Source organism: Rathayibacter sp. Leaf296 (assembly GCF_001423045.1).
In the GTDB taxonomy this organism is placed as follows: domain Bacteria; phylum Actinomycetota; class Actinomycetes; order Actinomycetales; family Microbacteriaceae; genus Rathayibacter; species Rathayibacter caricis.
In genome coordinates this window covers 904,282-930,400 of sequence record NZ_LMNR01000001.1, presented here as the reverse complement: position 1 = coordinate 930,400, position 26,119 = coordinate 904,282, and the positions used below count along the sequence as shown (strand labels likewise).

The window sequence follows — 26,119 nt, the reverse complement described above, 5'->3', positions numbered from 1 at the left end:
TTAGGGGTCGGGCCGTCCGCCGCCCGCGGCTCGCCGGAGATCATGCCTTCACCGCGCCGGCGGCGAGATCGACCTTCCAGAACCGCTGCAGGACCAGGAAGATCGCGATCAGCGGGATGACCGACAGCAGGGCTCCGGTGATCACCAGCGTGTACAGCGAGGGCGCCGACGCACCTTGGTTCAGCAGGCCGTTCAGACCCACGGTGAGCGGGAACAGCTCGTCGTTGCCGAGCATGATGTACGGCAGCATGAAGTTGTTCCAGATCGCGACGAACTGGAAGAGGAAGATCGTCACGAGTCCCGGGAGCAGCATCGGCGTCGCGATGCGGGTGAAGACGTACATCTCCCCAGCGCCCTCGGTGCGGGCCGCCTCGATCACGTCGGTCGGCACGGCCGCGGCGGCGTAGATCCGGGCCAGGTAGATGCCGTAGGGACTGATGATCTGCGGGAGCAGCACGCCCCAGAAGGTGTTGGTCAGGCCCACGTTGGCGAGCAAGAAGTACTGCGGGATGGCGAGGATCACACCCGGGACGAGCACTCCCATCAGCAGGACGTTGAACACGACCTTCTTGCCCGGGAACTCGAACTTCGCGAGCACGTAGCCCGAGAGCGCCGAGATCCAGGTCGAGGCGATGGCGCCGAGGCCGGCGTAGAGCGCGGTGTTCAGCATCCAGCGCCAGAAGAGCCCGTCGCGGTACGAGGTCAGCGCGACGATGTTGTCGAAGAGGTGCGTGCTGGGGGCGAGGGTGAACGTCGAGAACAGCTCGCCGCCGTCCTTCGTGGACGCCATCAGCACCCAGAAGACGGGGAAAAGGCAGTAGACCGCGCCGACCAGGAGGATCCCGGTCGAGACGATGCTCGGCCGCTCGCGACGGGCGAGGGGCGAGCGGGACGGGCGCCGCGAGGGGGCGGCGGTGCCGAGGCGGGGGGCGAGAGCGGTCATGGATCAGTCCTCCTGTCCGAAGGCTCGCTTCTGCACGACCCGGAGGAAGAGGAAGGAGACGATGAAGGTGGCCAGGGCGATCACGACGGAGGTCGCCGCGGCGGAGTAGATGTCGTCGCGGGTGAACGCGTCGCGGTAGACGAGCATGAGCGGGGACCAGCTCGTGGAGAGGCTGTTGGTCAGCGGGCGCAGGGTGGTCGGCTCGGCGAACACCTGGAGCGTCGCGACCATCGAGAACAGCGCGGTCATCACCAGGGCCGGCGCGAGGATCGGGATCTTGATGCGCAGGGCGATCTGCACCTCGCTCGCGCCGTCGATCCGGGCCGCCTCGTAGATGTCCGACGGCACCGCTTTGAGGGAGGTGTAGATGACGATCATGTTGAAGCCGACGCCGCCCCACAGCGCGATGTTCGCGATGCCGAAGATGACGGCGCCGGAGGAGAGCAGGCTCGGGGCGTCCCAGCCCAGCCGCTCGAACACGTAGTAGAAGGGGCTGACCGCGGGCAGGTAGAGGAAGCCCCAGAGCAGCGAGCTGATGACGGCGGGCACCGCGTAGGGCAGGAAGATCGAGATCCGCGAGAAGCCGACCGCGCGGGTGCGCTGCGAGTCGAGCAGCAGCGCGAACAGCAGCGCGAGACCGAGCATGCACGGGATGAGGATGAGGCCGTAGAGCAGGACCCGGCCGACGCTCGCCCCGAACTCGGGGTCGGACAGGGCGGAGACGTAGTTCTCGACGCCGGCGAACACCTGCGTCTGGGCTCCGGACCCCAGGCCGAGGCCGGTCACCTGGCGCTTCTGGAAGCTGAGGAAGAGCGTGTAGACGATGGGCGCCGCCATGAACGCGACGAAGAGCACGATGCCGGGGGCGAGCATCGCGTAGGGGATGCCGACCCGCGAGCGCCAGCCGGAGCGGCCGGAGCGGCGGGCGGCGGGGCGGCTCGAGCGGTTCGACGAGACGGAGCCGTCCGGTGCTCGGGTGATCGTGGGAGCGGTCATCGCTGGTCCTCGTCCTGCTTGCTGGGGTGGTCTGCGCGTGCAGGGGGGTGCCGCTGCACGGGAGGGGACGGTGCGGAGGCGGGGCCGGGGGACCCGCCTCCGTCACCGTCAGTTCACGGAGAAGCCGCTGGAGACCAGGTCGTCCGTGGTGATCGACTGCATCTCGGCGACCGCGTCGACGAAGGCCTGGCGGGTCCTCGCGTCGGCGGCCTTGGCGAACTCGTCGTTGTAGGCGCTGAACGCGACGTTCACGTTCGGTCCGTAGGTGAAGCTCGACACGGAGCCCGCCGCCTCCGACGCGATGTCGTAGAAGTCGGCCTGCTGGCTGAAGAACTCGGGGGAGGTCGTCAGCGCGTCGGCGGCGGCCTCGGTCGCGGCCGGGTAGACGCCCGAGATGTCGGCCAGGGCGGCGACGGCCTCGGGGTCGCTGTTCAGCCAGGTGGCGAACTCGACGGCGGCCTCGACGTGGTCGGACTGCGTGGTGACGGCCGTGCTCGAGCCGCCCCAATTGCCGCTCGAGGGTGCGGAGGCGTCCCACTGCGGGAGCGTCGCCGCGGTCCAGAGACCGGCGGTGTCGGGGGCGTTGCCGCCGAGGACGCCGGGCGCCCAGACCGAGCTGATCCAGCCGACCTGCGAGCCGTCGTTGAGTCCGGCGTTCCACTCGGGGGTGTACATCGGCTTGTTGTCGATGGCGCCCTCCTCGACGAGTCCGCCCCAGTACTCGGCGACCTGCTCGGTCGGACCGGCGTCGATGTCCACGCCCCAGCTCTGGTCGTCGATGGACCACCAGGAGGCTCCGGCCTGCTGGGCGAGGCCGGTGAACCAGCCCGCGTCGTTGGCCGAGAAGGTGCCGAGGTACTTCGTCGGGTCGGCCGCGTGGACGGCGCGCGCCACCTCGGCGTACTCGTCCCACGTGGTCGGGACGGCGAGGCCGAGGCTGTCGAGGATGTCGGTGCGGTAGTAGGCCATCATCGGGCCCGAGTCCTGCGGGATCGCGTAGACCGCGTCGCCGCCGAGGGTGACCGAGTTCCAGACGCCCTCGGAGTACTCGCCGGCCAGGTCGTCCGAGACGGAGCCGGAGATATCGGCGAGTGCGTCGGAGGAGACCAGAGTCGGGATCTTCTGGTACTCGGCCTGGATCAGATCGGGAGCGCCGCTGCCGGCCTTGATCGCCGTGAGCAGCTTGGTGATGGCGGGGTCGCCGCCGTCCTGCTTGTTCACGGTGACCTGGATGTCCGGGTTCTGCTCGTTCCAGATGTCGACGACCTGCTCGAGGTTCGGCGCCCAGGCCCAGTAGTTGAGGTTCACGGTGCCGGACTCGCCGGCGTCTCCGGATGCGGTGCAGCCGGTGAGGGTCAGGGCGGCGGCGGCCGCGGTCGCGATGGCGGCCCTGCGGAGTGATGTGCGCATTCGTCCTCCTTGTCGAAGTGCTGTGTGGTGGTGGTGCACGGGCGCTCCGACGAGGGATGGACGACGGTGTACCTGTGAGCGGTTACAGTTACACACACGGGACCGAGGGCTGTCAACTCGACGGAATGCGAGGATTCAGGCGGTTCTCAAGCCGGCAATGCTTCCGGCCGCACGGATATCCCGTGCTAGAACTGGGAGCGCACACAGTTCGAAGGAGATCTCCGCATGACCACCGACCTCAGCTCCCCCGTCGCCGACGCGGTCGCGGAGACCCCGCGCACCGTCGTCCTCGGCCGCCCCGGCCGGGCGCTGCTCGGCGGCCGCTCCGAGATCCGCTACGGCGGCGACTACAACCCCGAGCAGTGGCCGCGCGAGGTGTGGCACGAGGACATCGCCCTCATGCGCAGCGCCGGGGTGAACCTCGTCAGCATCGGCATCTTCTCGTGGGCGCTGCTCGAGCCGCGCGAGGGCGAGTACGACTTCTCGTTCCTCGACGAGCTGATCGCCCTGCTGCACGGCGCGGGCATCGACGTCGACCTCGCCACTCCGACCGCGGCTCCCCCCGCCTGGTTCTGGAGGAAGTACCCGGAGTCGCGCCCCGTCACCCGCGAGGGCGTCACCCTCGGCTGGGGCTCGCGCGGCATGGTGAGCCCGAGCTCCCCCGAGTACCGCGCCGCCTGCGTCGCCCTGACCGAGCGGCTCGCCGAGCGCTACGGATCCCACCCCGCCGTCGTCCTCTGGCACGTCCACAACGAGTACGGCGCCCCGATCAGCGACGACTACTCCGACCACAGCGTCCGCGCGTTCCGTGCCTGGCTGCAGCGCCGCTACTCCTCCCTCGAGGCGCTCAACAGCGCCTGGGGCACGCTCTTCTGGGGTCAGGTCTACGGCGAGTGGGACGAGATCGACGCACCGCGCGTCTCGGCGAGTGTGGTGAACCAGACGCAGCGCCTCGACTTCGCGCGCTTCACCTCCGACGCCCTGCTCGAGTGCTTCCGCGCCGAGCGCGATGCGATCAAGCGCTTCGCGCCCGACACCCCGGTGACCACCAACTTCATGGCGACCAACTGCCCGTCGGTCGACCTGTGGAAGTGGCGGGACGAGGTCGACCTCGTCGCCAACGACCACTACCTCGTGGCCGAGCGCTCCGACAACCACGTCCTGCTCGCCCTCGACGCCGACCTCACCCGGTCCCTGGCCGGCGGCGCCCCGTGGATCCTGATGGAGCACTCCACCTCGGCCGTCAACTGGCAGCCGCGCAACATCGCCAAGCGCCCCGGTGAGCTGGCCCGCAACAGCATGAGCCACCTCGCCCGCGGCGCCGACGCGATCCTCTACTTCCAGTTCCGCGCCTCGCGCTACGGAGCCGAGAAGTTCCACTCGGCGATGCTGCCGCACGCCGGCGTCGGCAGCCGGATCTGGAAGGAGGTCGTGGCCCTGGGCGACGAGCTCGCCGGGCTCGCCGAGGTGCTCGGCTCCCGGGTGCACGCCCGCGCCGCGATCCTCTGGGACTGGGAGTCGTTCTGGGCCCAGGACCTCGAGTGGCGCCCGTCCGTCGAGCTCGAGCACCGCGAGCGCGTCATCGCGTACTACACCGAGCTCTGGCGCCGCGGGGTGAGCGTCGACTTCGCGCACCCGCATGCCGATCTCTCCTCCTACGACATCGTGCTCGCTCCCGCGCTCTACCTGGTCGACGCGACGTCGAAGGCGAACGTCGAGGACTACGTGCGACGGGGCGGCACCTTCGTCGCCTCCTACTTCTCGGGCGTGGTCGACGAGAACGACGCGGTGCACGCCGGTGGCGCCCCCGGCGCCTTCCGCGAGGTGCTCGGAGTGGCGGTGCCGGAGTTCCTGCCGCTGCACGCCGACGAGACCGTCGCGCTGAGCACCGGCGCGTCGGCGTCCGGCTGGGCCGAGGAGCTCGTGCTCGAGGGCGCGGACGCGGTGGCGGACTACATCGGCGGGCCTGCTGCGGGCGGACCTGCGGTCACGCGCTACGGCTACGGAGAGGGCCGCTCCTGGTACGTCTCCACACGCCTCTCCGGCGACGACCTCGGCTCGGTCGTCGAGGACGCGCTGCGCGACGCGGGCATCGAGGCCGACCTCTCCCCCGAGGGCCTCGAGACGGTGACCCGCGAGGGCGACGAGGCCGACTTCGCGTTCTTCCTGAACCACTCCGGCGACGACGTGCGCGTCGACGCCGCGGGTGTGGAGCTGCTGACCGGAGCGGAGACGTCGGGGACCCTGACGGTGCCGGCGGGTGCCGTGCGGGTCGTGCGCCGGCCCCGCTGACGCGCGTCGAACACGAGGGCGCCCCTCGGACCTCGGTCCGGAGGGCGCCCTCGTGTCGTCCGGGGATGCGATCCGCGGGCCCCCGCACCGTCTGCACGCATCCGCACCGTCACCAGGCATCGCCGAACCCGACGCCCCCGCGCACGCAGAAGGGGCCCGGTCCGAAGACCGAGCCCCTTCCGGTGTCACGACCGAGGTCGCGTCACGGTGTGGTCGTTACTCGAGCGAGCCGTCGACGGTCTCCTCGAACGAGGTGACGTTGCCTTCCGAGTACTTGTAGATCGACACGGAGGCCTCGCTCGGGTCGCCGTTCTCGTCGAACGAGATCGGGCCGGAGAGACCGTTGTAGTCGATGTCCTCGTCGTCGGCGAGCAGAGCCGCGCAGTCGGCGAACGTGGTGCACTCCGTGCCGTCCTTCGAGACGGTCTCGAGGTTGTCGCGGAGGGTCGCGCCGTCCGTCGCTCCACCCTGCAGCGCCGCGAGGGCGAGCAGGACGGTGGCGTCGTAGGACTCGGGAGCGTAGCTGAACACCGTCAGCGGATCGTTGCCCTGCTCCTCGACGAGGGCCTGGAGGTTCGACTGGAAGTCCTCCGACGCCTGCACGCCCGGGTTGGTGAACTGGGCGCCGGCGATGTCGACGTTGGTGTCCGACTCGCCGATGACGCCGTAGTTGCCGTCCGTGCCGTAGAGCTTCGAGAAGTCGAAGCCCTTGGCCGCGAGCTGCTCCGCGATCGTCTTGATCTCGTCGAACGAGATCACGACGAGCGCGTCGGGGTTCGGGGCCAGCACCGTGGTCAGCGCCGAGTTGAAGTCCGTCGAGGCGGGCTCGAAGATCTCCTCCGCGGCGACGGTGGCTCCGCCGGCCTCGAGGGTCTCCTTGATGTTCTTCTCGAGACCGGTGCCGTACGCGTCGTTCATGTACAGGATCGAGACGTTGGTCTTGCCGTCGCCCAGGATCTTGTTGCCGAGGATGCGTCCCTGGAGCACGTCCGAGGGAGCGGTGCGGAAGTAGTACCCGTCGTCCTCGTAGGTCGTGAAGTCGGGCGAGGTGTTGGCCGGCGAGATCTGCACGACGCCCGCCTGGGTCACCTGGTCGATGAAGGTCTTCGAGACACCCGACGACGCGGCGCCGATGATGGCGGACACGCCGTCGGCGATCAGCGAGGTGGCGGACTGCGTCGCGATGTCGGTCGACGTGTCGCCCGAGTCCTTCGGCTCCGCCTCGATCGTGATGCCCGCGGCGGCCTCGTTGATGTCGGCGACCGCGAGGTCCACACCGGCGAACTCGGGCGGGCCGAGGACGGCCAGCGTTCCGGTCTGCGGCAGGATCGCGCCGATCTTGAGGGAGAGGTCGCCGGATGCGCCGCTGTCCGTGCCCGCGTCGGTCTCGCCGCCGCTGGCGCAGCCGGCGAGGACGAGTGCGCTGGCGCCCAGGATGGCGACACCGCCGAGGGTTGCCCGGAGGGACCGTGCGCGAGCCGAACCGGCCTTCGCGTAAACGCCCATGTTGCTCCTTGAGAGTGATTGTCGTCAGAGCGGTGCCGGAGGCAACCGCTCGGCAAACGTAACCTTCGAGGGGGCCGCGAACAATACGGGGGTGTTACGAACGGATTTCGCGACCGGATCGTTACTTCCGGCAGCAGCAACCGCTCTCAGCGACGTGATCCGCACTTCACGCCACGATGCGGCGCCTTCTGCGCTCGGCCGCGACGAGGTCGACTGAGAAGATCACCAGCGCGGTCCACACCAGCGCGAAGCCGAGCCAGCGCTCGGGCGGCATCGCCTCGTGGAGCACGAACGCGCCGACGAGGAACTGCAGGAACGGCGTCAAGTACTGGATGAAGCCGACGATCGAGAGCGGCAGCCGACGTGCGGCTCCCGCGAACAGCAGCAGCGGAACGGCTGTGACGATGCCTGCCGACGCCAGGATCAGGGCGTGCCCCGTGCCCTCCGTCCCGAAGGTCAGACCGACCAGCGAGCCCACCACGGCGAGCTGCACGATCGCGAGCGGAGTGAGCCAGAGCGTCTCCAGCGTCAGTCCCGACACGGCGTCGATCCGTCCGCCCACCCGGCTCTTCACGAGTCCGTAGAACCCGAACGAGAAGGCCAGTGCGAGCGAGACCCAGGGGAACGAGCCGTAGCCGACGGCGATGACCAGCACCGCGACCGCGCTGATCGCCATCGCGATCCACTGGGCCGGTCGGAGCCGCTCCCGCAGCACGAGCACGCCCAGCAGCACCGTGACGAGCGGGTTCATGAAGTAGCCCAGCGCAGCCTCGATGACGTGCCCGGTGGTCGTCGCGATGACGTAGACCTGCCAGTTCACGTAGATCAGAGCGCCGGCGAGAGCCATCGCCCCCAGCAGCCGCGGCTCGCGGAAGAGGCCGAGGAAGCCCGCCCAGCTGCGCGTCACGGTGAGCAGGATCAGGCAGAAGACGAGCGAGAACATCACCCGGAACGCGACGATCTCGAACGGCGAGGCCGGTGCCATCGCGATGAAGTAGAGCGGCATCGCGCCCCACAGGAGGTAGGCGCCGAAGCCGAACCACAGTCCGGTCGACGACATCGCACCGCCGCGCGCCCGCGGCTCGGCGAGGGCCTCGACGCCCTCGCCCTCGGCGGCCGCGGTACCGGTCAGGTCGGGCTCGGAAGGGGTGCGGGAGGCGGACACCCGTCCGATGCTACGCACGCGGGCACCCGCCGATCGGCTCGGAACGGTCATCGGACGGCCGGATCAGGCCACCCGTCGCCAGGAGGACCGGCCTGGGACGACGAAGGGCCCGGCGACCTGGGTCGCCGGGCCCTTCTCGGGACGCGTCCTAGCGGACGACGACCGCGAGGACGTCGCGAGCGGAGAGGACCAGCAGGTCCTCGCCCGAGAACTTGACCTCGGTCCCGCCGTACTTGGAGTAGATGACCTTGTCACCCACGGCCACGTCGAGGGGGACGCGGTTGCCGTTGTCGTCGATGCGGCCGGGGCCCACGGCGACGACTTCACCCTCCTGCGGCTTCTCCTTGGCGGTGTCGGGGATGACGAGACCGGAAGCGGTCACCTGCTCCGCCTCGACCTGCTTGATGACGATGCGATCTTCGAGCGGCTTGATGGACACCGACACGGTTGACCTCTTTCTTGACGACGATGTGGCGGAGCGCGGTTCTGGCACACACGCTCCGAGAGTGCTAGATCCACTGTAGAGGCTGTGCTGGCACTCGTGCAATCAGAGTGCCAAGCGGAGCGTCGCGGAAGGACGTCGGAACGGCGCGGACGCCGTGGCCTACCATGGCCGGATGCATCGCGACGAGCTGGTCGAGCTCCTCTCCCCGGAGGGGCTCCGGCTCCTCGACTCCCTCGACGGATACCGCTCGGACGACCTCGTGCAGGCCGTCGCCCGGCTCCGGTCCGCAGGTCACTCCCCCGCGCTGGTCGCCGCCGTGCTCACCCAGTCGCGACTGCGCGGGAAGGCGGAGGGCAAGTTCGGCGAGTTCGCCCGCTCGATGCTCTTCACCGACGCCGGCCTCGAGCAGGCCACGCGGCTCCGTGTCGCCGCACTGCACGCGGGCCGCTTCGCGGCGGCGGGCACCAGGAGGGTCGCGGACCTGGGCAGCGGGATCGGCGGCGACGCACTCGCTCTCGCCGCGATCGACCTCGAGGTGACCGCCGTCGACGCCGACGAGATCACCGCGACGCTCGCGAGCTTCAACCTCGCCCCGTTCCCCTCCGCTCGCGCCGTGCACGCCGATGCCGAGTCGTTCGACCTCGACGGCTACGACGCCGTCTACCTGGATCCGGCCCGGCGCACCGCCGGTCACCGCGAGACGCGGCGCCTCGACGATCCCGACGACTACTCCCCGTCGCTCGACTTCGCCTTCGGCCTCGCCGAGCGCCTGCCCGTCGGCGTCAAGGTCGGCCCGGGCTTCGACCGCGAGCGGATCCCGGCCGACGCCGAGGCGCAGTGGGTGTCCGTCGAGGGCGATCTGGTCGAGACCGGACTCTGGTTCGGGTCGCTCGCGCGGCCCGGGGTCCGCCGCTCCGCTCTGCTGCTCGGTGCGCACGGCGCCGCCGAGCTGACCGCCGACTCGGACGCCGACGACGAGGAGGTCGGCGAGCTCGGCGCCTACGTGCACGAGCCGGACGGGTCCGCCATCCGGGCGCGATTGCTCGGCGAGCTGGCGCGCTCGAGCAGCTCGCGGATGCTCTCGCCCGGCATCGCCTACCTCACGGGCGACGAGCCGTCCGCCTCTCCGTTCCTGCGCAGCTTCCGCGTCCTCGCCGAGCTCCCCCTCGACGAGCGGACGCTCGCGAAGGAGCTGCGCGGACGCGGCATCGGCGTGCTCGAGATCAAGAAGCGCGGAGTGGACGTCGATCCTGCGCGGTTCCGCAAGAAGCTGGGACTGTCCGGCCGGGGCAGCGCCGTGCTGATCCTGACGCGGGTGCAGGGTCGACACCGCGCCCTGCTGGCCGAGCGGGTGGCGCAGGCGAGCGGCTAGTAGCCGGCTGACTGAACCGCCACGACGAAGATGACCACGGTGATCGCGAGGTAGATCAGCGAGATCACGACCCCCGCGAGGCCCGTGATGATCGCGGTCAGGGCGAATCCGCGCGCTCCGGGCTCGCGTCGACGCCCGAGGAACCCGAGGACGACGGCCGGAGCGGACAGCAGGAACCCGAAGCCCCACGCGAAGATCGTGATCACGAGGCCGGCGATTCCGAGGATCATGCCCGTCAGGCTGAGGGTCCTGGGAGGGGCCGGTGCGGGCGGTGCGTAGGCGTAGGCCGGCGCGGTGCTCGGAGGCGTCGGCGTCCCGTAGGACGGGGCGTCCGCGCGCGGAGCTCCGTATCCGTGCGCGGGCGCCGAGGGCGGAGCTCCGTATCCGGACGCGGGCGCGGAAGGCGGAGCAGGCGGCACCGGAGGCACGGGCGGAGCCGGGGGCGCGGGCGGGACGGGGGCGGGGCCCGGACGCTCCTCGGAGCCGGGCGCGGTGCTGTCGCTCATGCGGCCGAGTCTAGCCAGCGCGCCGTCTCCAGCCCGGGAGGTACCCGTCGGTCCGCAGGTCCCCCACGAAGGCGGTGTACGCGAGGAAGCCCAGGACCGCCAGGACCACGACGAGGTAGCCCAGCACGAAGCCGGCGATCGCGAAGCCTCCGCCGCGGCGACCGGACCGGCGGGCCCGCACCAGCCCCACGTGGCCGAGGACGATCGCGGCCGGCGCGAGCCCGAGGATCCCGCAGAGGAGGGCGGCGACCGCGAGACCCTCGAGGGGCGGGCGGAGCGCCGGAGCGTTGGGCGAGTACTCGTCCGGGTGCGCGGGACCCGTCGGCGGCGGGTAGGCCGCCGACGGGTGGGCCGCGTCGGGAGCGGGAGGCGGGGGCACCGGCGTCCCGGCGGACCAATCGATCGCCGATTCGTCGTTCACGCGCTCTCCCCTCGCACAGCTGGCTCCAGCCTACGGTCCTCGGTGGGACCGGTCGGCTCAGTACCCCGTGGTGGGGACGGTGGCCAGGGCGGCGAAGAACAGGACGCCGACGATCGTGTAGACGATGATCGCGACGAAGCCGATGACGATCGCGGCGATCGCGAGGCCGCGGCCCTTCTCCCCCGTGCGCTTGATCTGCGACAGGGCGATGAAGCCCAGCACGATTCCCACGACGGAGATGAAGAACGAGGCGATGAAGCCGATGATCGCCAGGATGTTGTAACGGTCGGTGGTGGGCGTGTACGGAGTGGTCATGGGATCCCCCTTGATCGGAACAGGAGTCGCCAGCGTGGCAGTCGACGCCGCTCACTGTCAAAAGCCTGAACGACGCTTGTGTCGCCCCGAGACGTCGGCTAGTGGACCTGGATCTCGGTCACCGGCAGGGTGGAGTCCGCGCTGAAGTCCAGGCTCGACGGCGGGTGCCCGGCCTCGATCAGCTGAGCGGCGAGCGCCGCGATCATCGCGCCGTTGTCCGTGCAGAGCGAGAGCGCCGGGATCCGCAGTGCGATGCCCGCGGCCGCGCAGCGCTCCTCCGCCAGCGCCCGCACTCTCGCGTTGGCGACCACTCCGCCGCCCAGCAGCAGTCTCGGCACCCCGCGGTCGCGGCAGGCCGCCACCGCCTTCGTGAGCAGCACATCGGCCACGGCCTCGCGGAAGCTCGCGGCCACGTCCGCGACCGGCACCTCCTCGCCGGCGTCCTGGCGCTTCTCCACCCACCGCGCCACCGCGGTCTTCAGCCCCGAGAACGAGAAGTCGTAGCGGTGCCGCTCGAGGTCCTTCGGCAGGCTCAGCCCGCGCGGGAACCGGATCGCGCGGGGATCGCCGTCGGCCGCCACCCTGTCGATCTGCGGACCGCCGGGATAGGGCAGCCCGAGGACGCGCGCGACCTTGTCGAACGCCTCCCCCGCCGCGTCGTCGATCGTCTCGCCGAGCAGCTCGACGTCCGAGACCAGGTCGCGCACGTGCAGGAGCGACGTGTGCCCGCCCGAGACGAGCAGCGCGATCGTGGGCACCTCGACCGGGCTCCCCTCGCTGCCGTCGGCCCGGAGCACGTCGGCGCCCACGTGGCCGACGAGGTGGTTCACCGCGTAGAGGGGCTTCCCGAGCGAGACGGCGAGGGCCTTGGCCGCGCCGACGCCGACCATCAGGGCGCCCGAGAGCCCGGGACCGCTCGTGACGGCGATCGCGTCGAGCTCCTCGAGCGCGACTCCGGCGTCGGCGAGCGCCGTGCGCAGCGCCGGCTCGAGCGCCTCGAGGTGCGCACGGGCCGCGACCTCCGGCACCACGCCTCCGTAGCGCGCGTGCTCGTCCATCGACGAGGCGATGGTGTTGGCGAGGAGCGTCGTGCCGCGGACGACGCCGATGCCGGTCTCGTCGCAGCTGGTCTCGATCCCGAGGACGAGCGGTCCGTCGCTCATGCGGTCTCCTCCGACGCCCGCGGGAGTGGCGCGCGCATGACGATCGCGTCCACTCCGTCGGGCTGGTAGTAGGCGGGGCGGACTCCGATCTCCTCGAAGCCCTCCGAACGGTAGAGGGTCTGCGCGCCGGGGTTGTCGGCGCGCACCTCGAGGAGCACCTCGCGGGCCCCGCGCCGCGCGGCCTCCTCGAGCAGCGCCAGGAGGAGCCGCCGGCCGGTCCCGCGGCGGCGGGCGGAGGCGAGCACGGCGATCGTCTGCACGTCGGCCTCGTGCGCACCGCGGGGGCAGAGCAGGCCCGCGTAGCCGAGCACGACGCCGTCCTCCTCCGCCACCAGGTAGCGGGTGTGCGCGCTGCGGATCTCCTCGGCCATCATCCGGCTCGACCAGGCGTCGCTCGTGAACTCCGACTCCTCGATCGCCATGATCGCGTCGAGATCGGCGGGGGTCGCCTCGCGGAGGACGCTCACGCCGTCACCCGCTTGGGACCGGCCGAGAGCGTCACGTCGGGCGAACGGAGGTAGAGCGGCTCGTCCGCGGGCAGCGCGCGGCCGGCCGCGCGGGCGAGCGCGGCGACGACTCCGAGCGCCGCAGCCGAGACGGTGGACGCCTCCAGCCGCGGGAGCTCGGGGAACGGCAGCGCGTCGGGCTTGTCGAGGCCGGGGCCGCTCCGACGGACGGGCAGCCCCTGTCCGTCGAGTCCGTCGTAGGCGCTCCAGTAGAGCTCGCGACGGCGCGCGTCGGTGACCACCAGGAACCCGGGGTCGCGGCCGTCGAGCAGCGCGGCCAGTGCGACGGCGTCGTGGGACACGACGGGGAGAGTGGGGATCCCGCGGCCGAAGGCGAAGGCGCGGGCCGCGGCGATGCCGACGCGGAGCCCGGTGAAGGGCCCCGGGCCCATCCCCACGGCGACGGCGTCGATCCCGGCAGGAGCGACCCCCGCCTCGTCCAGCGCCTCGGCGATCAGGCGGCCGACGACCTCGGCGTGCCGCATGGTGTCGGTCTCGACGCGGTCCGAGCGGACTCCGCCCGTGTCGTCGACGACGGCGACGGAGGTTCCGGAGGAGGTGTCGATCGCGAGCAGCACCCTGACAGGCTACCCGCGCGCAGCGGGCGGGCTCAGGCCCAGCGGGTGCCGCGGAAGCGGACCGTCCGCGGCTCGATCGGCTCCTCGCCCTCCGCCGCATCGGATCCGGCGGTCGGCCGCTCGATCACGACGTCGAGCCAGGAGTCGGCGACTCCGTCGAGCAGCCCCGCGCCCCATTCCACGACCACGACCGAGCGCTCGAGGTCGAGATCGAGGTCGTCCAGCTCGACCGCCGATCCGACCCGGTAGGCGTCGACGTGCACGAGCGGGGGGCCGTCGTGCAGCGGAGGATGGGTGCGCGCGATCACGAAGGTCGGGCTGGTCACGGGGCCGCGCACGTCGAGCCCCTCCCCCAGCCCCCGCGTGAACGTCGTCTTGCCCGCGCCGAGAGGGCCGGTGAGGACGAGCAGGTCCCCTGCCCGCAGAGTGCGGCCGAGCTCGCGACCGAGCTCCTCCATCGCCTCGGGATCCGAGACCTCCACCGTCAGATCGGCGAAGCGGGCGCGCTCAGCCACGATCGCCGCCCAGCACCCGGCGCTGCACCCGCGGTCCGATCCGCGTCACGAGCTCGTAGTTGATCGTGCCGCACCAGCGCGCCCACTCGTCGACCGAGGGGACGCCCGTCGTCGGGTCGCCCCAGAGGGTCACGGCGTCGCCGACCTCGATCGGGGCGTCGCCCACCTCGACGACGAACTGGTCCATCGCGACTCGGCCCGCGATGCGGTGGCGCCTCCCCCGGATCGTCACCTCGGCGACTCCGGAGGCGCTGCGCGGGATGCCGTCGGCGTAGCCGAACGGCACGAGCGCGAGGCCGGTCTCCCCCTCGGCCCGGTAGGTGTAGTCGTAGCTGACCCCCGTGCCCCGATCGACGCGGCGCACCCCTGCGACGCGCCCCTGCAGCGTCATCGCCGGGACGAGGCCGAGCTCGAGCGACGTCTCGTCGTCGAACGGCGAGAGTCCGTAGACGCCGATGCCGACGCGCACCATGTCGCGCCGCGCCTCCGGGATCCTCAGCGCACCGGCGGTGGCCGCCAGATGCATGATCGGGGCGGTCACGCCGCTCGCCCGCAGGAGATCCTCCCCGCGGGACAGCAGCGCGAGCTGCGCGAGGTCCTCCGCGCGCGAGGTGTTCGAGAGGTGCGAGAGCACGCCCGTCAGGTGCACGGTGCCGCGCTGCACGTGGCGCGCGAGCGCCTCGACGAGCAGCGGCCACTCCTGCTCGGGAGCGCCGTTGCGGCTGAGCCCCGTGTCGAGCTTGAGCTGCACGGCCGCCCGTCCGCCGCGGTCCTCGGCGGCCTGGGCCACGGCCTCCAGCTGGACGAGCGACGACACCGCCACGTCGATCCCGTGCTCGATCGCCGCGTCGAAGTCCTCGCCGGGGTCGTGCAGCCAGCAGAGCAGCGGAGCGAGGACGCCGGCCTCGCGCAGCGCCACGGCCTCCTGGAGGTCGGCGGTGCCGAGGGCGTCGGCTCCACCCGCGAGCGCGGCCTGGGCCGCCGTCACGGCGCCGTGCCCGTAGCCGTTCGCCTTTACGACGGCCATGAGGCGGCGGGCGCCGGTCAGCTCGCGGAGCCGGGAGACGTTCCTCCGGATCGCGTCGGCATCGATCAGCGCCTCGCGGAAAGACAGCGGAGCAGTCACGACTCGGCCACCACGAACGCCGTCGCGATGCCCGCGTCGTGGCTCATCGACAGGTGCACCCGCGTGATGCCGCGCGCATCGGCGGCTGCCCGGGCCGCTCCGTGCAGGGCGAAGGAGGGGTTCCCGTGCTCGTCGCGCTCCACGACCATGTCGTGCCAGCGCGCACCCGCCGAGTCGCCGAGGGCCTTGATGAAGGCCTCCTTCGCCGCGAACCGCCCGGCGAGAGAGGCCATCGGCAGGTCGCGTTCGCTGGGGGCGAACAGGCGGTCGCGCAGCCGCGGGGTGCGGTCGATCGCCCGGCCGAACCGGGCGAGGTCCACGACGTCCACGCCGATCCCCACGATCACGGCAGGGTCACTCGACCGTGACCGACTTGGCGAGGTTGCGCGGCTGGTCGACGTCCAGCCCCTTGGCGGTCGCGAGCTCCATCGCGAACATCTGCAGCGGAGTGACGGCGAGCAGCGGCTCGAACAGCGGGTCGGCGAGCGGGATCGGCACGACCTCGTCGGCGATCTGGATGGCGGCGGTGTCGCCCTGCTCGGCGATCGCGATCACGCGGGCGCCGCGGGCCTTGATCTCCTGGATGTTCGAGATCACCTTGCGCTGCAGCTCGTACGACTCGCTCGGGCTCGGCACGATCACGAAGACGACCTGGCCGGGCTCGATCAGCGCGATCGGCCCGTGCTTGAGCTCGCCGGCCGCGAAGCCCTCGGCGTGGATGTAGGCCAGCTCCTTGAGCTTGAGCGCGCCCTCGAGGGCGACCGGGTAGCCGACGTGGCGGCCCAGGAACAGCACCGCGCGGGTGTCGGCCATCCAGCCGGCGAGCTGGACGATGGCGTCCGAGGCGTCGAGCACCTTCGAGAGCTTCTCGGGGATCGCCGCCAGCTCGGCGGCCTGCGACGCGACGACCTCGGCGGAGGAGGCTCCGCGCAGGGTCGCGAGGTGCAGCCCGAAGAGGTAGAGGGCCGCGATCTGCGCGACGAAGGCCTTGGTCGAGGCGACCGCCACCTCCGGGCCCGCGTGCGTGTACAGCACCGCGTCCGACTCGCGCGGGATCGTCGCGCCCTGGGTGTTGCAGACCGAGAGGGTCTTCGCGCCCTTCTCGCGGGCGTACTTGACCGCCATGAGCGTGTCCATGGTCTCGCCCGACTGGCTGATCGAGACGACGAGCGTGCGGGCCGTGAGCACAGGGTCGCGGTAGCGGAACTCGTGGCTGAGCTCGACCTCGACGGGCACGCGGGCCCACTTCTCGATCGCGTACTTGGCGACCATGCCGGAGTACGCGGCGGTGCCGCAGCCGATGATCGTGATCCGGTCGATCTCCGTCAGGACCGGGTCCAGGCCCACGAGCTCGGGGAGGGTGATCGTGCCGTCGGTGATCCGGCCGCGCAGGGTGTTCGCGACGGCCTCGGGTCCCTCGGTGATCTCCTTCGCCATGAAGCTCGACCAGCCGCCCTTCTCGGAGGCGGAGGCGTCCCAGGCGATCTCGAACGGCTCGGTCTCGACCTGCCGCCCGAAGAAGTCGGTGACCGTGACGAGATCCGGGGTGATCGTGACGATCTGGTCCTGTCCGATCGCGACCGCTCGACGGGTGAACTCGACGAACGCCGCGACGTCCGAGCCGAGGAAGTTCTCTCCGTCGCCCAGGCCGATCACGAGCGGGGAGTTGCGGCGCGCGCCGACGACGACGCCCGGCTGGTCCTGGTGCAGGGCGAGCAGCGTGAAGGCGCCCTCGAGCCGCGCGACGATCGCCTGGAACGCGAGCACGAGATCGCCGGTGCGGCGGTACTCGCGGGCGATGAGGTGCGCGGCGACCTCGGTGTCGGTCTCGCTCTCGAAGACGACGCCCTCGGCGGCGAGCTCCTCCTTCAACGGCTGGAAGTTCTCGATGATGCCGTTGTGGATGACGGCCAGCTTGCCGTCGTCGGCGAGGTGCGGGTGGGCGTTGCGGTCGGTCGGCCCGCCGTGGGTCGCCCACCGGGTGTGCCCGATGCCGGTCGTTCCCTGCGCCAGCGGGTGCGCTTCGAGGTCGTCGACCAGGACACTGAGCTTGCCCGAGCGCTTGCGGCTGTCGATCACTCCGTCGGCGTCGATCACGGCCACGCCCGCGGAGTCGTACCCGCGGTACTCCAGTCGCTTCAGGCCCCCGAGCAGCACGGCCAGGCTGTCACGCGCGCCGACGTATCCCACGATTCCACACATGCGCTCGATCCTAACGGCGCAGGAGGGGCGGATCGCGGCGACCGGGCCGCCGGGCCGCCGGCCGCTAGTATCGGTGATTGTGCCGTCGTCAGCTCGCGAACCCGGGCGAGAGGCGCAGCCCTCCCCGTTCGTCGAGATCGTCCGCTCCGACTGGGCCGAGCTCGCCCGGTCGACGGAGCTCCCGCTGACGGAGACCGAGGTCGTGCAGCTGCGCGGACTCGGCGACCGGCTGAGCCTCACCGAGGTCGCCGAGGTGTACCTCCCCCTCTCGCGGCTCCTCGCCCTCTATGCGGCGGGCGCCCGCCACCTGCACCGGGCGACCAGCACGTTCCTCGGCGAGCGCGCCCAGCCCACGCCCTTCGTCATCGGAGTCGCCGGCTCCGTCGCCGTCGGCAAGTCCACGATCGCGAGACTGCTGCGCGAGCTGCTCGCCCGCTGGGAGGACACACCCCGGGTCGAGCTCGTGACGACCGACGGGTTCCTCCTGCCCAACAGCGAGCTCGAGCGGCGCGGCCTGATGAGCCGCAAGGGGTTCCCGGAGTCGTACGACCGCCGCGCGCTGCTGCGCTTCGTCTCGGAGGTGAAGGGCGGGGCCGCGGAGGTGCGCGCGCCCTTCTACTCGCACCTCTCGTACGACATCGTCCCCGACGCCGAGATCGTGGTGCGCCGTCCCGACGTGCTGATCGTCGAGGGCCTGAACGTGCTGCAGCCGCCGGTCCCGGGCCACGGCCTCGCGGTCAGCGACCTGTTCGACTTCACCGTCTACGTCGACGCGCGCACCGGCGACATCGCCCGCTGGTACGAGGAGCGCTTCCTCGCTCTGCAGCAGGGCGCGTTCGCGAACCCGAACTCGTACTTCCACCGCTACGCGTCGCTCACCCCCGACGAGGCCCGCGAGCGGGCACGGAGCATCTGGACCGCGATCAACGAGCCGAACCTCGTCCAGAACGTGCGTCCGACCCGCAGCCGCGCGAGCCTGGTGCTGCGCAAGCAGTCCGACCACGCCGTGTCGTCGGTGCTGCTCCGCAAGATCTGACCGGGACCTCGCGGGGGCGACGGGTCGCGCGCGGAGGGGTGCCTCGAGTAGCCCGCGCAGCGGGCGTCTCGAGATCCACCAGCGCCGGACGGCCCGTCTCTAGGTGCGCAGCTGCTCCAGCACGACGTCTGCCAGCGACTGCGCGAGACGATCGGCCGTCTCCTGCGTCTTCGCCTCGACCATCACGCGCACCATCGGCTCGGTGCCGGAGGGACGGAGCAGCACGCGGCCGTCGGTGCCGAGCTCGGCCGACGCGTCGGCGACGGCCGCAGCGATGACCTCGTCGGCGTGCACGCCCTCGCGGTCGACGCCGCGGACGTTGACGAGGGTCTGCGGGAACACGCTCATGACCGAGGCCAGGTCGGCGATGCTCCTGCCGGTGCGGGCCATCTCGGCAGCGAGCTGGAGCGCGGTGAGCACGCCGTCGCCGGTGGTGGCGAAGCGGCTCATGATGACGTGGCCGGACTGCTCGCCGCCGAGCGAGTAGCCGCCGTCGTTCATCGCCTCGAGGACGTAGCGGTCGCCGACGGCGGTCTCGATGACGCGGATGCCCGCGTCGCCCATCGCGAGCTTCAGCCCGAGGTTGCTCATCACGGTCGCGACGAGCACGTTGTCGCGCAGCACGCCGCGGCGGGCCATCGACGTGGCGAGGATCGCCATGATCTGGTCGCCGTCGATCGTCCGGCCCGTGGCGTCCACTGCGAGGCAGCGGTCCGCGTCGCCGTCGTGGGCGATGCCGAGATCCGCTCCTGCCGCGACGACCGCCTCGGCGACGTGCTCGAGGTGGGTCGAGCCGACGCCGTCGTTGATGTTGAGTCCGTCGGGATCGTTGCCGATGACCGTGACGGTGGCGCCCGCATCCGTGAAGACCTCGGGCGAGATGCCGGCGGCCGCGCCGTGGGCGCAGTCGATGACCACGTGCAGACCGTCGAGGCGGGTGCTGCCGAGTGAGCCGAGGAGGTGGACCACGTAGCGGTCCTCCGCGTCGGAGAAGCGGCGGATGCGGCCGACGTCCGCACCGGTGGGGGTCAGCGGAGGAACGCCGAGAGCCGCCTCGATGCGGTTCTCGAGCTCGTCGGGGAGCTTGCGCCCGCCCGCAGCGAAGAACTTGATGCCGTTGTCGGCGGCGGGATTGTGCGAGGCCGAGATCATCACACCGAAGTCCGCCTGCTCGTCCGCGATCAGGTACGCGGTGGCAGGGGTCGGGATGACGCCGGCGTCCAGGACGTCGACTCCCGCGCTGGCGAGTCCGGCGGCGACAGCGGCGCCGATGAACTGGCCGGAGATTCTGGGGTCGCGGGCGAGTACCGCGAGGGGGCGTCGACCCTCCGCACGGGCGGCCGCTCCGAGTACACGGGCGGCCGCCTGGGCGAGGCCGAGAGCCAGGTCGGCCGTGACCTCGCGATTAGCGAGGCCACGGACGCCGTCGGTTCCGAACAGGCGCGTCATAGTGCGCAGTCCACTTCTCGAGCTACTGATCGAGCGGCCCGTCGGGCCGCACCGACTAGCGCTTCGAGAACTGCGACGCCTTGCGGGCCTTCTTGAGACCGGCCTTCTTGCGCTCGATGACGCGGGCGTCGCGGGTCAGGAAGCCCGCCTTCTTGAGGATCGCGCGGTTGTTCTCGCGGTCGATCTCGTTGAGCGCACGGGCGATGGCGAGGCGCAGCGCGCCCGCCTGGCCGGAGGGGCCGCCGCCGGTGATCTTCGCGACGACGTCGTAGGAGCCGACGAGGTCGAGCACCTTGAACGGGTCGGTGATCAGCTGCTGGTGCAGCTTGTTGGGGAAGTACTCCGCGAACTCGCGGGCGTTCACGGTCAGGCTGCCGGAGCCCGGGACCAGGCGCACGCGGGCGATGGCCTGCTTGCGTCGGCCCACGGCGGCGCCGGAGACGTTGAGGACGGCGCGGGGCGTCGAGGACGCCTCGGTGGCCGCGCTTTCGGTGGAGTAGCTCTCGGGAGCCACGTCGATCTGGTCTGCGATCTTCGCCACGGTGTAGGTGATCCTTTGTCTTCGAAGTCTGAGGTGTCGGGGAGGGCCGGAGCCTACTGGGCGACCTGGGTGAAGGCGTACGCCTTGGGCTGCTGCGCCGCGTGGGGGTGCTCGGTGCCCGTGTAGACCTTCAGCTTGCGCAGCTGCGCACGACCGAGGGAGTTCTTGGGGAGCATTCCGCGGATGGCCTTCTCGACGGCGCGGATCGGGTTCTTCTCGAGGAGCTCGGCGTACGTGGTGGCCGAGAGGCCGCCCGGGTAGCCGGAGTGGCGGTACGCCTTCTTCTGGAGGAGCTTCTGACCGGTGAGGGCGACCTTCTCGGCGTTGACGATGATGACGAAGTCGCCCATGTCCATGTGCGGCGCGAAGGTGGCCTTGTGCTTGCCGCGCAGGAGCGCCGCGGCGTGGGTGGCGAGACGGCCGAGCACGACGTCGGACGCGTCGATGACGATCCAGTCGTGCTGGACGTCAGCCGGCTTCGGAGAAAAAGTGCGAGTCACGTGAGTGCTGCTTTCTGGTCGGAGTGAGGTGTTCGTGAATCCCGCTCCGTGGCCGTTCGCCCCGCGAGGGGGCGAACCGATCCGGTGGAGGGCTCAACTTCGGGCGCTCGGCACACGGCCGAAAACACCAAGGGTCGACATTACAGCAAGGACGCCGTCAGCGGTAGCGCGGGGATCGGAGCCACTCCCCGGAAGCCCGCGTCGGAGTCACTCCTCGGCGTCGAGCGCCGCGATCACGTCGTCCGCCAGCGTCTCGAGTGCCGCCTGGTCCCCCACCGAGGAGCGGAGCGACAGCAGCCGGTCCCCGGACAGCACCGTGAGCGTCGACGCCGGATCGAGCGCGGCGTCCGCCGGCCGGAAGAACGCGGCCTCTCCGAGATCGCTGGCCAGCGCACCGGGCGTCGCGGTCTGCCGCGTCGACACCTCGGCGAGCGTCGCCCCCGTCGCGGTCTGCAGCAGGAGGGCCGAGGGGTTGCCCGCCATGGTCCACGCGCAGCCGACGGGCTGCTCGACGGGCGTCGCGAATCCGCTCGGCAGCTCGAGCACGGACTCGATCGTCTCGACGGGCAGCACCGCCTCGCAGTCGAGGGTCTCGATCGCCAGGGACGGCGCGACGGGGTCGGCGCTCTGCTGCGGCGCGACGGGGGCGGCGGAGGCGCCCGGCTCCTGCGTCGCGATCGTCGGCTGCGACGACTCCGGGATGTCGACCGCACCTCCGGAGCAGCCCGCCAGAGCGAGCACCAGTGCGGCAGCGGGCAGCGCGAGACGCGTGGAGCGGATCATGACGGGTCCTCCGCGACGGGCTCGACGACCGGCAGGGTGCGGCGCATGCGCGTCAGGACGGCGCGCTCGGCGAGCGAGGAGTCCTCAGGATAGTCGACCTCGCGCAGGATGAGCCCCCGCGCCGGCATCACGGCGAAGGCGTTGGTGCGAGCGACCGCGTCGCGCAGGGGCTCGACGTCGCCCTCGGCGAGGCGCCCGTTCCCCACCGCGACGCACGCGCCCACGAGTGCGCGCACCATGCTGTGGCAGAACGCGTCGGCTCGCAGGTGCGCGTGCAGCACTCCGTCGCGATCGCGCTCCCAGTCGAAGTCGAGCAGAGTGCGGATCGTCGTGGCTCCGACCCGCGCTCGGCAGAACGACGCGTAGTCGTGCAGTCCGAGGAGGGACTGCGCCGCCCGGTTCATCGCCGCCTCGTCCACCGACTCGGTGATCCAGGTCGTGTACGCGCGCTCGAGCGGGTGCCGGAGCGAGGAGGCGTCGGCCAGGCGGTACTCGTAGCGCCGCCAGCGCGCCGAGAAGCGCGCGTCGAAGCCGTCGGGCGCTCGCGAGACGCGGTGCACGCTGAGGTCGGAGTACTGACCCAGGATCCCGCGGAGCCGCCGCTCGAGCACCGCCTCCTGCGGCAGGACACCCTCCCCCGCGCGCCGTCCGCCGCTCAAGCGGGTCCACTGCTCCTCGGTGAGGTCCGCGTGCGCCACCTGGGCGCTCGCGTGCACCCCGACGTCCGTCCGGCCCGCGACGGTGACGGTGGTGCGCTCGGGAGTCCGCAGCACCTTGGACAGCGCATCCTCCAGCACCCCCTGCACCGTGCGGAGGCCGGGCTGCAAGGCCCAGCCCGAGAAGTGGGAGCCGTCGTAGGCCAGGTCGAGGCGGACGCGGTGAAGCACCCGACGAGTCTAGGTGCCGTGCCCGGACGGGGTCGGACGGTCCTCAGACCACCAGGCGGACGTCCACCGAGGCGAACACGGTCTCGGCCCACTGCACCACGACGGCGGAGTCGCCGACGAAGGACACGACGCGCAGCTCGTAGCCGCCGGCGAGGATCGCGAGCTCGGACGGCTCGGTCCCGCCCTCCGGCGCCGTCCGCTGGTACGCCGCCTCCCCCAGGGGCACGGACACGGCTCCCGCCGCCTCCCCCGCGCCGCGGAACGTCTCGAGGAGCCGCGCCGACGTGAGCGTCACGACGACCGCCTCGGGGTTGCCCGCGATGGCGTAGGAGCAGCTAGAGCCGTCGTCCGCGAGGGCCGCTGCGCCGCTCGGCAGGCCGAGGTCCTGCTCGATCCTCGACCCGGGCAGCACGGCCGCGCAGTCCAGCGCAGGGCCGGCCGACGACGGCGTCGAGTCCCGGGTGGCGATCGGAGTCGGAGTGAGCGTCGCTCCCGCTCCCGCCGTCGCGGGGACGTCGACGACCGGAGCCGACGAGCATCCGGCGAGTCCGAGGACGCAGGCCAGGACGACCGGGGGCCAGAAGCGCGAGCGCACGGATCTCCTTCCGGACCTCCACCGGAGCGGCGGCGGCCGCACCCGAGTGGCGCGGTCGCGCCGAAAGGGCGCGATCCCGCCATCGTATGCGACGTTCCGCGCCACCACCGGAGACGACGAGAGCCCCCCGTCCCAGAGGACGAAGGGCTCTCGCGGATCGTGCGGGACTACTTGGTCTCGCTGGTCTCCTCGACCGGGGCGTCCTCGACGGGAGCGTCCTGGGCGGTCGCGGCGTCCTCGGCCGGAGCGTCCTGGACGTCGGTCTCCTCGACGGGCGCGTCCTCGACGGGAGCCGCCGCGGGCGCCGTCGCGGTGCGGGACTTCTTCGCCTTCGGGGTCACGGGCTCGAGGACGAGCTCGATGACCGCCATGGGGGCGTTGTCGCCCTTGCGCGGGCCGATCTTCGTGATGCGGGTGTAGCCGCCCTCGCGCTCGGCGACGAGCGGAGCGATCTCGGTGAAGAGCTCGTGGACGACGGACTTGTCGCCGATCGTCGCGAGGACGCGACGGCGGGCGTGCAGGTCGCCGCGCTTGGCGAACGTCACGAGACGCTCGGCGAGCGGACGCAGGCGCTTGGCCTTGGTCTCCGTCGTCTTGATGCTCTTGTGCGTGAACAGGGCCGCGGCCAGGTTCGCGAGGAGCAGACGCTCGTGTGCGGGACCGCCTCCGAGGCGGGGGCCCTTGGTGGGCTTGGGCATGGGTTTACTCCAGTACTAAAGGGGTGTCAGCAGGTCGGTCGCGAAGAGCCGCAGGCTCCGGAAGCGGAGACCTAGATGCTCTCGTCGTCGTAGCTGTAGAAGTGGGCGCCGTCGAACCCGGGGACCGAGTCCTTGAGCGACAGGCCGAGCTCCGTCAGCTTCTCCTTGACCTCATCCACCGACTTCTGACCGAAGTTGCGGATGTTCATGAGCTGCGTCTCCGAGAGGGCGACGAGCTCATTGACGTTGTTGATGCCCTCGCGCTTGAGGCAGTTGTAGCTGCGCACCGAGAGGTCGAGGTCCTCGATGGGCATCGACAGCTCGGTCGAGAGGACGGCGTCGACCGGCGCGGGGCCGATCTCGATGCCCTCGGCCGCGTTGTTCAGCTCGCGGGCGAGTCCGAACAGCTCGGTCAGCGTGCGACCGGCGGAGGCGATCGCGTCGCGCGGCGTGATGGCCGGCTTGCTCTCGACGTCCACGACCAGGCGGTCGAAGTCGGTGCGCTCGCCGGCGCGGGTGGCCTCGACGCGGTAGGTGACCTTGAGCACGGGCGAGTAGATCGAGTCGACCGGGATCTGGCCGGCCTCGGAGAACTCGCTGCGGTTCTGGGTCGCCGAGACGTAGCCGCGGCCGCGCTCGATCGTGAGCTCCAGCTCGAACTTCGCCTTGTCGTTCAGCGTGGCGATGACGAGCTCCGGGTTGTGGATCTCGACACCGGCCGGAGCCGAGATGTCGGCGGCGGTGACCTGGCCGGCGCCCTGCTTGCGCAGGTAGGCGGTGATCGGCTCGTCGTGCTCCGAGGAGACGACCAGGCCCTTGATGTTCAGGATGATCTCGGTGACGTCCTCGCGGACGCCGGGGACCGTCGTGAACTCGTGCAGGACTCCGTCGATCCGGATGCTGGTGACAGCGGCGCCCGGGATGGAGGACAGCAGGGTGCGACGCAGCGAGTTGCCGAGCGTGTAGCCGAAGCCGGGCTCGAGGGGCTCGATGACGAAGCGGGAACGGAACTCCGAGATGTTCTCCTCGGTGAGCGTCGGACGCTGTGCGATAAGCACTGTTGATTCCTTTCGATCACGTGTCCGCTATATGACACGTGCGTTTGCGAGGTATGAAGTTGTGAAAGAAATGCGCGATCCGCCGGTCGACCGGCGCCCGCCGCGGAGGACGGGGCCGGCCGACCGGCGGCTGCGAGTGCTGGTGCTAGACGCGACGGCGCTTGGGCGGGCGGCACCCGTTGTGCGCCTGGGGCGTGACGTCGTTGATCGAGCCGACCTCGAGGCCTGCGGCCTGGAGCGAGCGGATCGCCGTCTCGCGACCCGAGCCCGGGCCCTTCACGAAGACGTCGACCTTCTTCATGCCGTGCTCCTGAGCCTGGCGCGCGGCCGACTCGGCGGCGAGCTGGGCGGCGAACGGCGTCGACTTGCGCGAGCCCTTGAAGCCGACTCCACCGGACGAGGCCCAGCTGATGACGGCCCCGGAGGGGTCGGTGATCGAGACGATCGTGTTGTTGAACGTCGACTTGATGTGGGCCTGGCCCACGGCGATGTTCTTCTTCTCCTTGCGGCGCGGCTTACGAGCGGCCGACTTGGGGGTAGCCAATGTGTATCTCCTCTAGGTCCGTGTCGCCCGCGTTACTTGCGGCCGGCCTTCTTCTTGCCGGCGACGGTGCGCTTCGGGCCCTTGCGGGTGCGCGCGTTCGTCTTGGTGCGCTGTCCACGGACCGGGAGGCCGCGACGGTGGCGGAGGCCCTCGTACGAGCCGATCTCGACCTTGCGGCGGATGTCGGCGGCGACCTCGCGGCGGAGGTCTCCCTCCACCTTGTAGTTGCCCTCGATGTGGTCGCGGAGGGCGACGAGCTGGTCGTCGCTGAGGTCCTTGACGCGGATGTTGCCGTCGATCCCGGTGTCGCTGAGGGTCGCGAGCGCCCGAGTGCGGCCGACACCGTAGATGTAGGTCAGTGCGACCTCCACGCGCTTCTCGCGCGGGATGTCTACTCCTGCCAGACGTGCCATTGTGGCTTCTCCTGTTGAGTGAGTGGAGGTGTGAAGCAACGTCGGTGCCCCGGCCTCCACCGGGGGTGTCCTCGCCGTTCATCCGCCGCCGGAGCGGGGATGCAGCACGATTGGTGACGTTGCGGTTCTGTGTTCTGTCGTGGGGCGGCGGACC

The 26,119-nt window shown here is 71.1% G+C and carries 29 protein-coding genes; 3 read left to right on the top strand and 26 right to left on the bottom strand.

Annotation, left to right across the window (positions count from 1 at the left end; genetic code table 11):
• Positions 1–40 precede the first annotated feature (40 nt).
• The 3 genes from ASF46_RS04260 to ASF46_RS04250 form a co-directional block, all read right to left on the bottom strand.
• Complete coding sequence (locus tag ASF46_RS04260; RefSeq protein ID WP_056866527.1) at positions 41–943, bottom strand: carbohydrate ABC transporter permease; 903 nt, start codon at positions 941–943, stop codon at positions 41–43.
• 3 nt (positions 944–946) lie between these two features.
• Positions 947–1,939 carry a carbohydrate ABC transporter permease gene (locus ASF46_RS04255; protein WP_056866526.1) on the bottom strand — a complete coding sequence of 331 codons (993 nt, stop codon included), beginning with the start codon at positions 1,937–1,939 and terminating at the stop codon, positions 947–949.
• Between the two features lie 108 nt (positions 1,940–2,047).
• Positions 2,048–3,349, bottom strand: a complete 1,302-nt coding sequence (locus tag ASF46_RS04250) for an ABC transporter substrate-binding protein (RefSeq protein WP_056866525.1) — start codon at positions 3,347–3,349, stop codon at positions 2,048–2,050.
• A 225-nt stretch (positions 3,350–3,574) separates the two neighbouring features.
• Here ASF46_RS04250 and ASF46_RS04245 point away from each other — a divergent pair, with 225 nt between their 5' ends.
• A complete protein-coding gene (locus ASF46_RS04245; protein WP_082485238.1) occupies positions 3,575–5,641 on the top strand; it encodes a beta-galactosidase in 2,067 nt (688 codons plus the stop codon).
• 216 nt (positions 5,642–5,857) lie between these two features.
• On the opposite strand, the gene ASF46_RS04240 is transcribed toward ASF46_RS04245, so the two are convergent.
• From ASF46_RS04240 to groES, 3 genes are all read right to left on the bottom strand, one after another.
• Positions 5,858–7,147: an ABC transporter substrate-binding protein gene (locus ASF46_RS04240; protein WP_056866524.1), complete on the bottom strand. Its 1,290-nt coding sequence runs from the start codon at positions 7,145–7,147 to the stop codon at positions 5,858–5,860.
• 166 nt (positions 7,148–7,313) lie between these two features.
• The gene (gene rarD, locus ASF46_RS04235; protein ID WP_056867432.1) at positions 7,314–8,207 is read right to left on the bottom strand and encodes an EamA family transporter RarD; all 894 of its coding nucleotides are present in this window, start codon (positions 8,205–8,207) and stop codon (positions 7,314–7,316) included.
• Between the two features lie 253 nt (positions 8,208–8,460).
• Positions 8,461–8,757, bottom strand: a complete 297-nt coding sequence (gene groES, locus ASF46_RS04230; protein ID WP_055787236.1) for a co-chaperone GroES — start codon at positions 8,755–8,757, stop codon at positions 8,461–8,463.
• Between the two features lie 172 nt (positions 8,758–8,929).
• On the opposite strand from groES, the gene ASF46_RS04225 reads away from it, so the two are divergent.
• The gene (locus ASF46_RS04225; RefSeq protein WP_056866523.1) at positions 8,930–10,129 is read left to right on the top strand and encodes a class I SAM-dependent methyltransferase; all 1,200 of its coding nucleotides are present in this window, start codon (positions 8,930–8,932) and stop codon (positions 10,127–10,129) included.
• Here the strand turns inward: ASF46_RS04225 and ASF46_RS04220 are convergent.
• The 10 genes from ASF46_RS04220 to glmS form a co-directional block, all read right to left on the bottom strand.
• Entirely contained in the window at positions 10,126–10,359 is a 234-nt protein-coding gene (locus tag ASF46_RS04220) for a hypothetical protein (protein ID WP_056866522.1), read from the bottom strand. The genes ASF46_RS04225 and ASF46_RS04220 overlap by 4 nt on opposite strands.
• Before the next feature lie 286 nt (positions 10,360–10,645).
• A complete protein-coding gene (locus ASF46_RS04215; protein WP_056866521.1) occupies positions 10,646–11,056 on the bottom strand; it encodes a DUF4190 domain-containing protein in 411 nt (136 codons plus the stop codon).
• 57 nt (positions 11,057–11,113) lie between these two features.
• Entirely contained in the window at positions 11,114–11,371 is a 258-nt protein-coding gene (locus tag ASF46_RS04210) for a DUF4190 domain-containing protein (RefSeq protein ID WP_056866520.1), read from the bottom strand.
• Positions 11,372–11,469: 98 nt separating this feature from the next.
• On the bottom strand, positions 11,470–12,534 hold the full coding sequence (gene tsaD / locus ASF46_RS04205) for a tRNA (adenosine(37)-N6)-threonylcarbamoyltransferase complex transferase subunit TsaD (protein WP_056866519.1): 1,065 nt from the start codon (positions 12,532–12,534) through the stop codon (positions 11,470–11,472).
• Positions 12,531–13,001 (bottom strand): ribosomal protein S18-alanine N-acetyltransferase, encoded by a 471-nt coding sequence (rimI, locus tag ASF46_RS04200; RefSeq protein ID WP_056866518.1) that lies wholly within the window; start codon positions 12,999–13,001, stop codon positions 12,531–12,533. Before rimI ends, tsaD begins: the two co-directional genes overlap by 4 nt.
• A complete protein-coding gene (gene tsaB / locus ASF46_RS04195) occupies positions 12,998–13,618 on the bottom strand; it encodes a tRNA (adenosine(37)-N6)-threonylcarbamoyltransferase complex dimerization subunit type 1 TsaB (RefSeq protein WP_056866517.1) in 621 nt (206 codons plus the stop codon). Before tsaB ends, rimI begins: the two co-directional genes overlap by 4 nt.
• A 32-nt stretch (positions 13,619–13,650) precedes the next feature.
• On the bottom strand, positions 13,651–14,076 hold the full coding sequence (gene tsaE, locus ASF46_RS04190) for a tRNA (adenosine(37)-N6)-threonylcarbamoyltransferase complex ATPase subunit type 1 TsaE (RefSeq protein ID WP_056867431.1): 426 nt from the start codon (positions 14,074–14,076) through the stop codon (positions 13,651–13,653).
• A gap of 49 nt (positions 14,077–14,125) precedes the next feature.
• Complete coding sequence (gene alr, locus ASF46_RS04185) at positions 14,126–15,259, bottom strand: alanine racemase (RefSeq protein WP_056866516.1); 1,134 nt, start codon at positions 15,257–15,259, stop codon at positions 14,126–14,128.
• Positions 15,256–15,606: a holo-ACP synthase gene (locus ASF46_RS04180; RefSeq protein WP_056866515.1), complete on the bottom strand. Its 351-nt coding sequence runs from the start codon at positions 15,604–15,606 to the stop codon at positions 15,256–15,258. The genes alr and ASF46_RS04180 overlap by 4 nt, the downstream gene beginning before the upstream one ends.
• A 7-nt stretch (positions 15,607–15,613) precedes the next feature.
• Positions 15,614–17,461, bottom strand: coding sequence for a glutamine--fructose-6-phosphate transaminase (isomerizing) (gene glmS, locus ASF46_RS04175; RefSeq protein ID WP_056866514.1), 1,848 nt, complete (start codon positions 17,459–17,461; stop codon positions 15,614–15,616).
• 79 nt (positions 17,462–17,540) lie between these two features.
• Between glmS and coaA the strand changes: the two genes are divergently transcribed.
• Positions 17,541–18,497, top strand: a complete 957-nt coding sequence (gene coaA, locus ASF46_RS04170) for a type I pantothenate kinase (protein ID WP_055787198.1) — start codon at positions 17,541–17,543, stop codon at positions 18,495–18,497.
• 99 nt (positions 18,498–18,596) lie between these two features.
• Here coaA and glmM read toward each other — a convergent pair whose 3' ends face one another.
• The 10 genes from glmM to rpsM all read right to left on the bottom strand — a co-directional run bounded on the left by glmM (position 18,597) and on the right by rpsM (position 25,965).
• Positions 18,597–19,946, bottom strand: coding sequence for a phosphoglucosamine mutase (gene glmM / locus ASF46_RS04165; RefSeq protein WP_056866513.1), 1,350 nt, complete (start codon positions 19,944–19,946; stop codon positions 18,597–18,599).
• 55 nt (positions 19,947–20,001) lie between these two features.
• Positions 20,002–20,487, bottom strand: a complete 486-nt coding sequence (rpsI, locus tag ASF46_RS04160; protein ID WP_055787192.1) for a 30S ribosomal protein S9 — start codon at positions 20,485–20,487, stop codon at positions 20,002–20,004.
• A 53-nt stretch (positions 20,488–20,540) separates the two neighbouring features.
• The gene (gene rplM / locus ASF46_RS04155; RefSeq protein ID WP_055787189.1) at positions 20,541–20,987 is read right to left on the bottom strand and encodes a 50S ribosomal protein L13; all 447 of its coding nucleotides are present in this window, start codon (positions 20,985–20,987) and stop codon (positions 20,541–20,543) included.
• A gap of 207 nt (positions 20,988–21,194) precedes the next feature.
• Complete coding sequence (locus ASF46_RS04150; RefSeq protein WP_056866512.1) at positions 21,195–21,770, bottom strand: hypothetical protein; 576 nt, start codon at positions 21,768–21,770, stop codon at positions 21,195–21,197.
• Positions 21,767–22,657: a tRNA pseudouridine synthase A gene (locus ASF46_RS04145; RefSeq protein ID WP_056866511.1), complete on the bottom strand. Its 891-nt coding sequence runs from the start codon at positions 22,655–22,657 to the stop codon at positions 21,767–21,769. The genes ASF46_RS04150 and ASF46_RS04145 overlap by 4 nt, the downstream gene beginning before the upstream one ends.
• A 43-nt stretch (positions 22,658–22,700) precedes the next feature.
• Complete coding sequence (locus ASF46_RS04140; protein ID WP_056866510.1) at positions 22,701–23,252, bottom strand: hypothetical protein; 552 nt, start codon at positions 23,250–23,252, stop codon at positions 22,701–22,703.
• Between the two features lie 167 nt (positions 23,253–23,419).
• Positions 23,420–23,950 (bottom strand): 50S ribosomal protein L17, encoded by a 531-nt coding sequence (gene rplQ / locus ASF46_RS04135; RefSeq protein ID WP_056866509.1) that lies wholly within the window; start codon positions 23,948–23,950, stop codon positions 23,420–23,422.
• A 71-nt stretch (positions 23,951–24,021) separates the two neighbouring features.
• Complete coding sequence (locus ASF46_RS04130; protein WP_055787173.1) at positions 24,022–25,008, bottom strand: DNA-directed RNA polymerase subunit alpha; 987 nt, start codon at positions 25,006–25,008, stop codon at positions 24,022–24,024.
• 145 nt (positions 25,009–25,153) lie between these two features.
• Complete coding sequence (gene rpsK / locus ASF46_RS04125) at positions 25,154–25,552, bottom strand: 30S ribosomal protein S11 (RefSeq protein ID WP_055787170.1); 399 nt, start codon at positions 25,550–25,552, stop codon at positions 25,154–25,156.
• A 32-nt stretch (positions 25,553–25,584) separates the two neighbouring features.
• Positions 25,585–25,965, bottom strand: a complete 381-nt coding sequence (gene rpsM / locus ASF46_RS04120) for a 30S ribosomal protein S13 (RefSeq protein ID WP_055787167.1) — start codon at positions 25,963–25,965, stop codon at positions 25,585–25,587.
• Between the last annotated feature and the right edge of the window lie 154 nt (positions 25,966–26,119).

Coding starts and splice junctions, on each gene's coding strand:
- rplQ (WP_056866509.1), bottom strand. CDS start 23,950: ATGCCCAAGCCCACCAAGGGCCCCCGCCTCGGAGGCGGTCCCGCACAC.
- tsaD (WP_056866519.1), bottom strand. CDS start 12,534: ATGAGCGACGGACCGCTCGTCCTCGGGATCGAGACCAGCTGCGACGAG.
- ASF46_RS04255 (WP_056866526.1), bottom strand. CDS start 1,939: ATGACCGCTCCCACGATCACCCGAGCACCGGACGGCTCCGTCTCGTCG.
- ASF46_RS04150 (WP_056866512.1), bottom strand. CDS start 21,770: ATGATCCGCTCCACGCGTCTCGCGCTGCCCGCTGCCGCACTGGTGCTC.
- glmS (WP_056866514.1), bottom strand. CDS start 17,461: ATGTGTGGAATCGTGGGATACGTCGGCGCGCGTGACAGCCTGGCCGTG.
- ASF46_RS04260 (WP_056866527.1), bottom strand. CDS start 943: ATGACCGCTCTCGCCCCCCGCCTCGGCACCGCCGCCCCCTCGCGGCGC.
- glmM (WP_056866513.1), bottom strand. CDS start 19,946: ATGACGCGCCTGTTCGGAACCGACGGCGTCCGTGGCCTCGCTAATCGC.
- ASF46_RS04245 (WP_082485238.1), top strand. CDS start 3,575: ATGACCACCGACCTCAGCTCCCCCGTCGCCGACGCGGTCGCGGAGACC.
- ASF46_RS04210 (WP_056866520.1), bottom strand. CDS start 11,371: ATGACCACTCCGTACACGCCCACCACCGACCGTTACAACATCCTGGCG.
- ASF46_RS04250 (WP_056866525.1), bottom strand. CDS start 3,349: ATGCGCACATCACTCCGCAGGGCCGCCATCGCGACCGCGGCCGCCGCC.
- tsaE (WP_056867431.1), bottom strand. CDS start 14,076: ATGGAGGAGCTCGGTCGCGAGCTCGGCCGCACTCTGCGGGCAGGGGAC.
- ASF46_RS04220 (WP_056866522.1), bottom strand. CDS start 10,359: ATGATCCTCGGAATCGCCGGCCTCGTGATCACGATCTTCGCGTGGGGC.
- ASF46_RS04240 (WP_056866524.1), bottom strand. CDS start 7,147: ATGGGCGTTTACGCGAAGGCCGGTTCGGCTCGCGCACGGTCCCTCCGG.
- rarD (WP_056867432.1), bottom strand. CDS start 8,207: ATGTCGTCGACCGGACTGTGGTTCGGCTTCGGCGCCTACCTCCTGTGG.
- ASF46_RS04225 (WP_056866523.1), top strand. CDS start 8,930: ATGCATCGCGACGAGCTGGTCGAGCTCCTCTCCCCGGAGGGGCTCCGG.
- rpsM (WP_055787167.1), bottom strand. CDS start 25,965: ATGGCACGTCTGGCAGGAGTAGACATCCCGCGCGAGAAGCGCGTGGAG.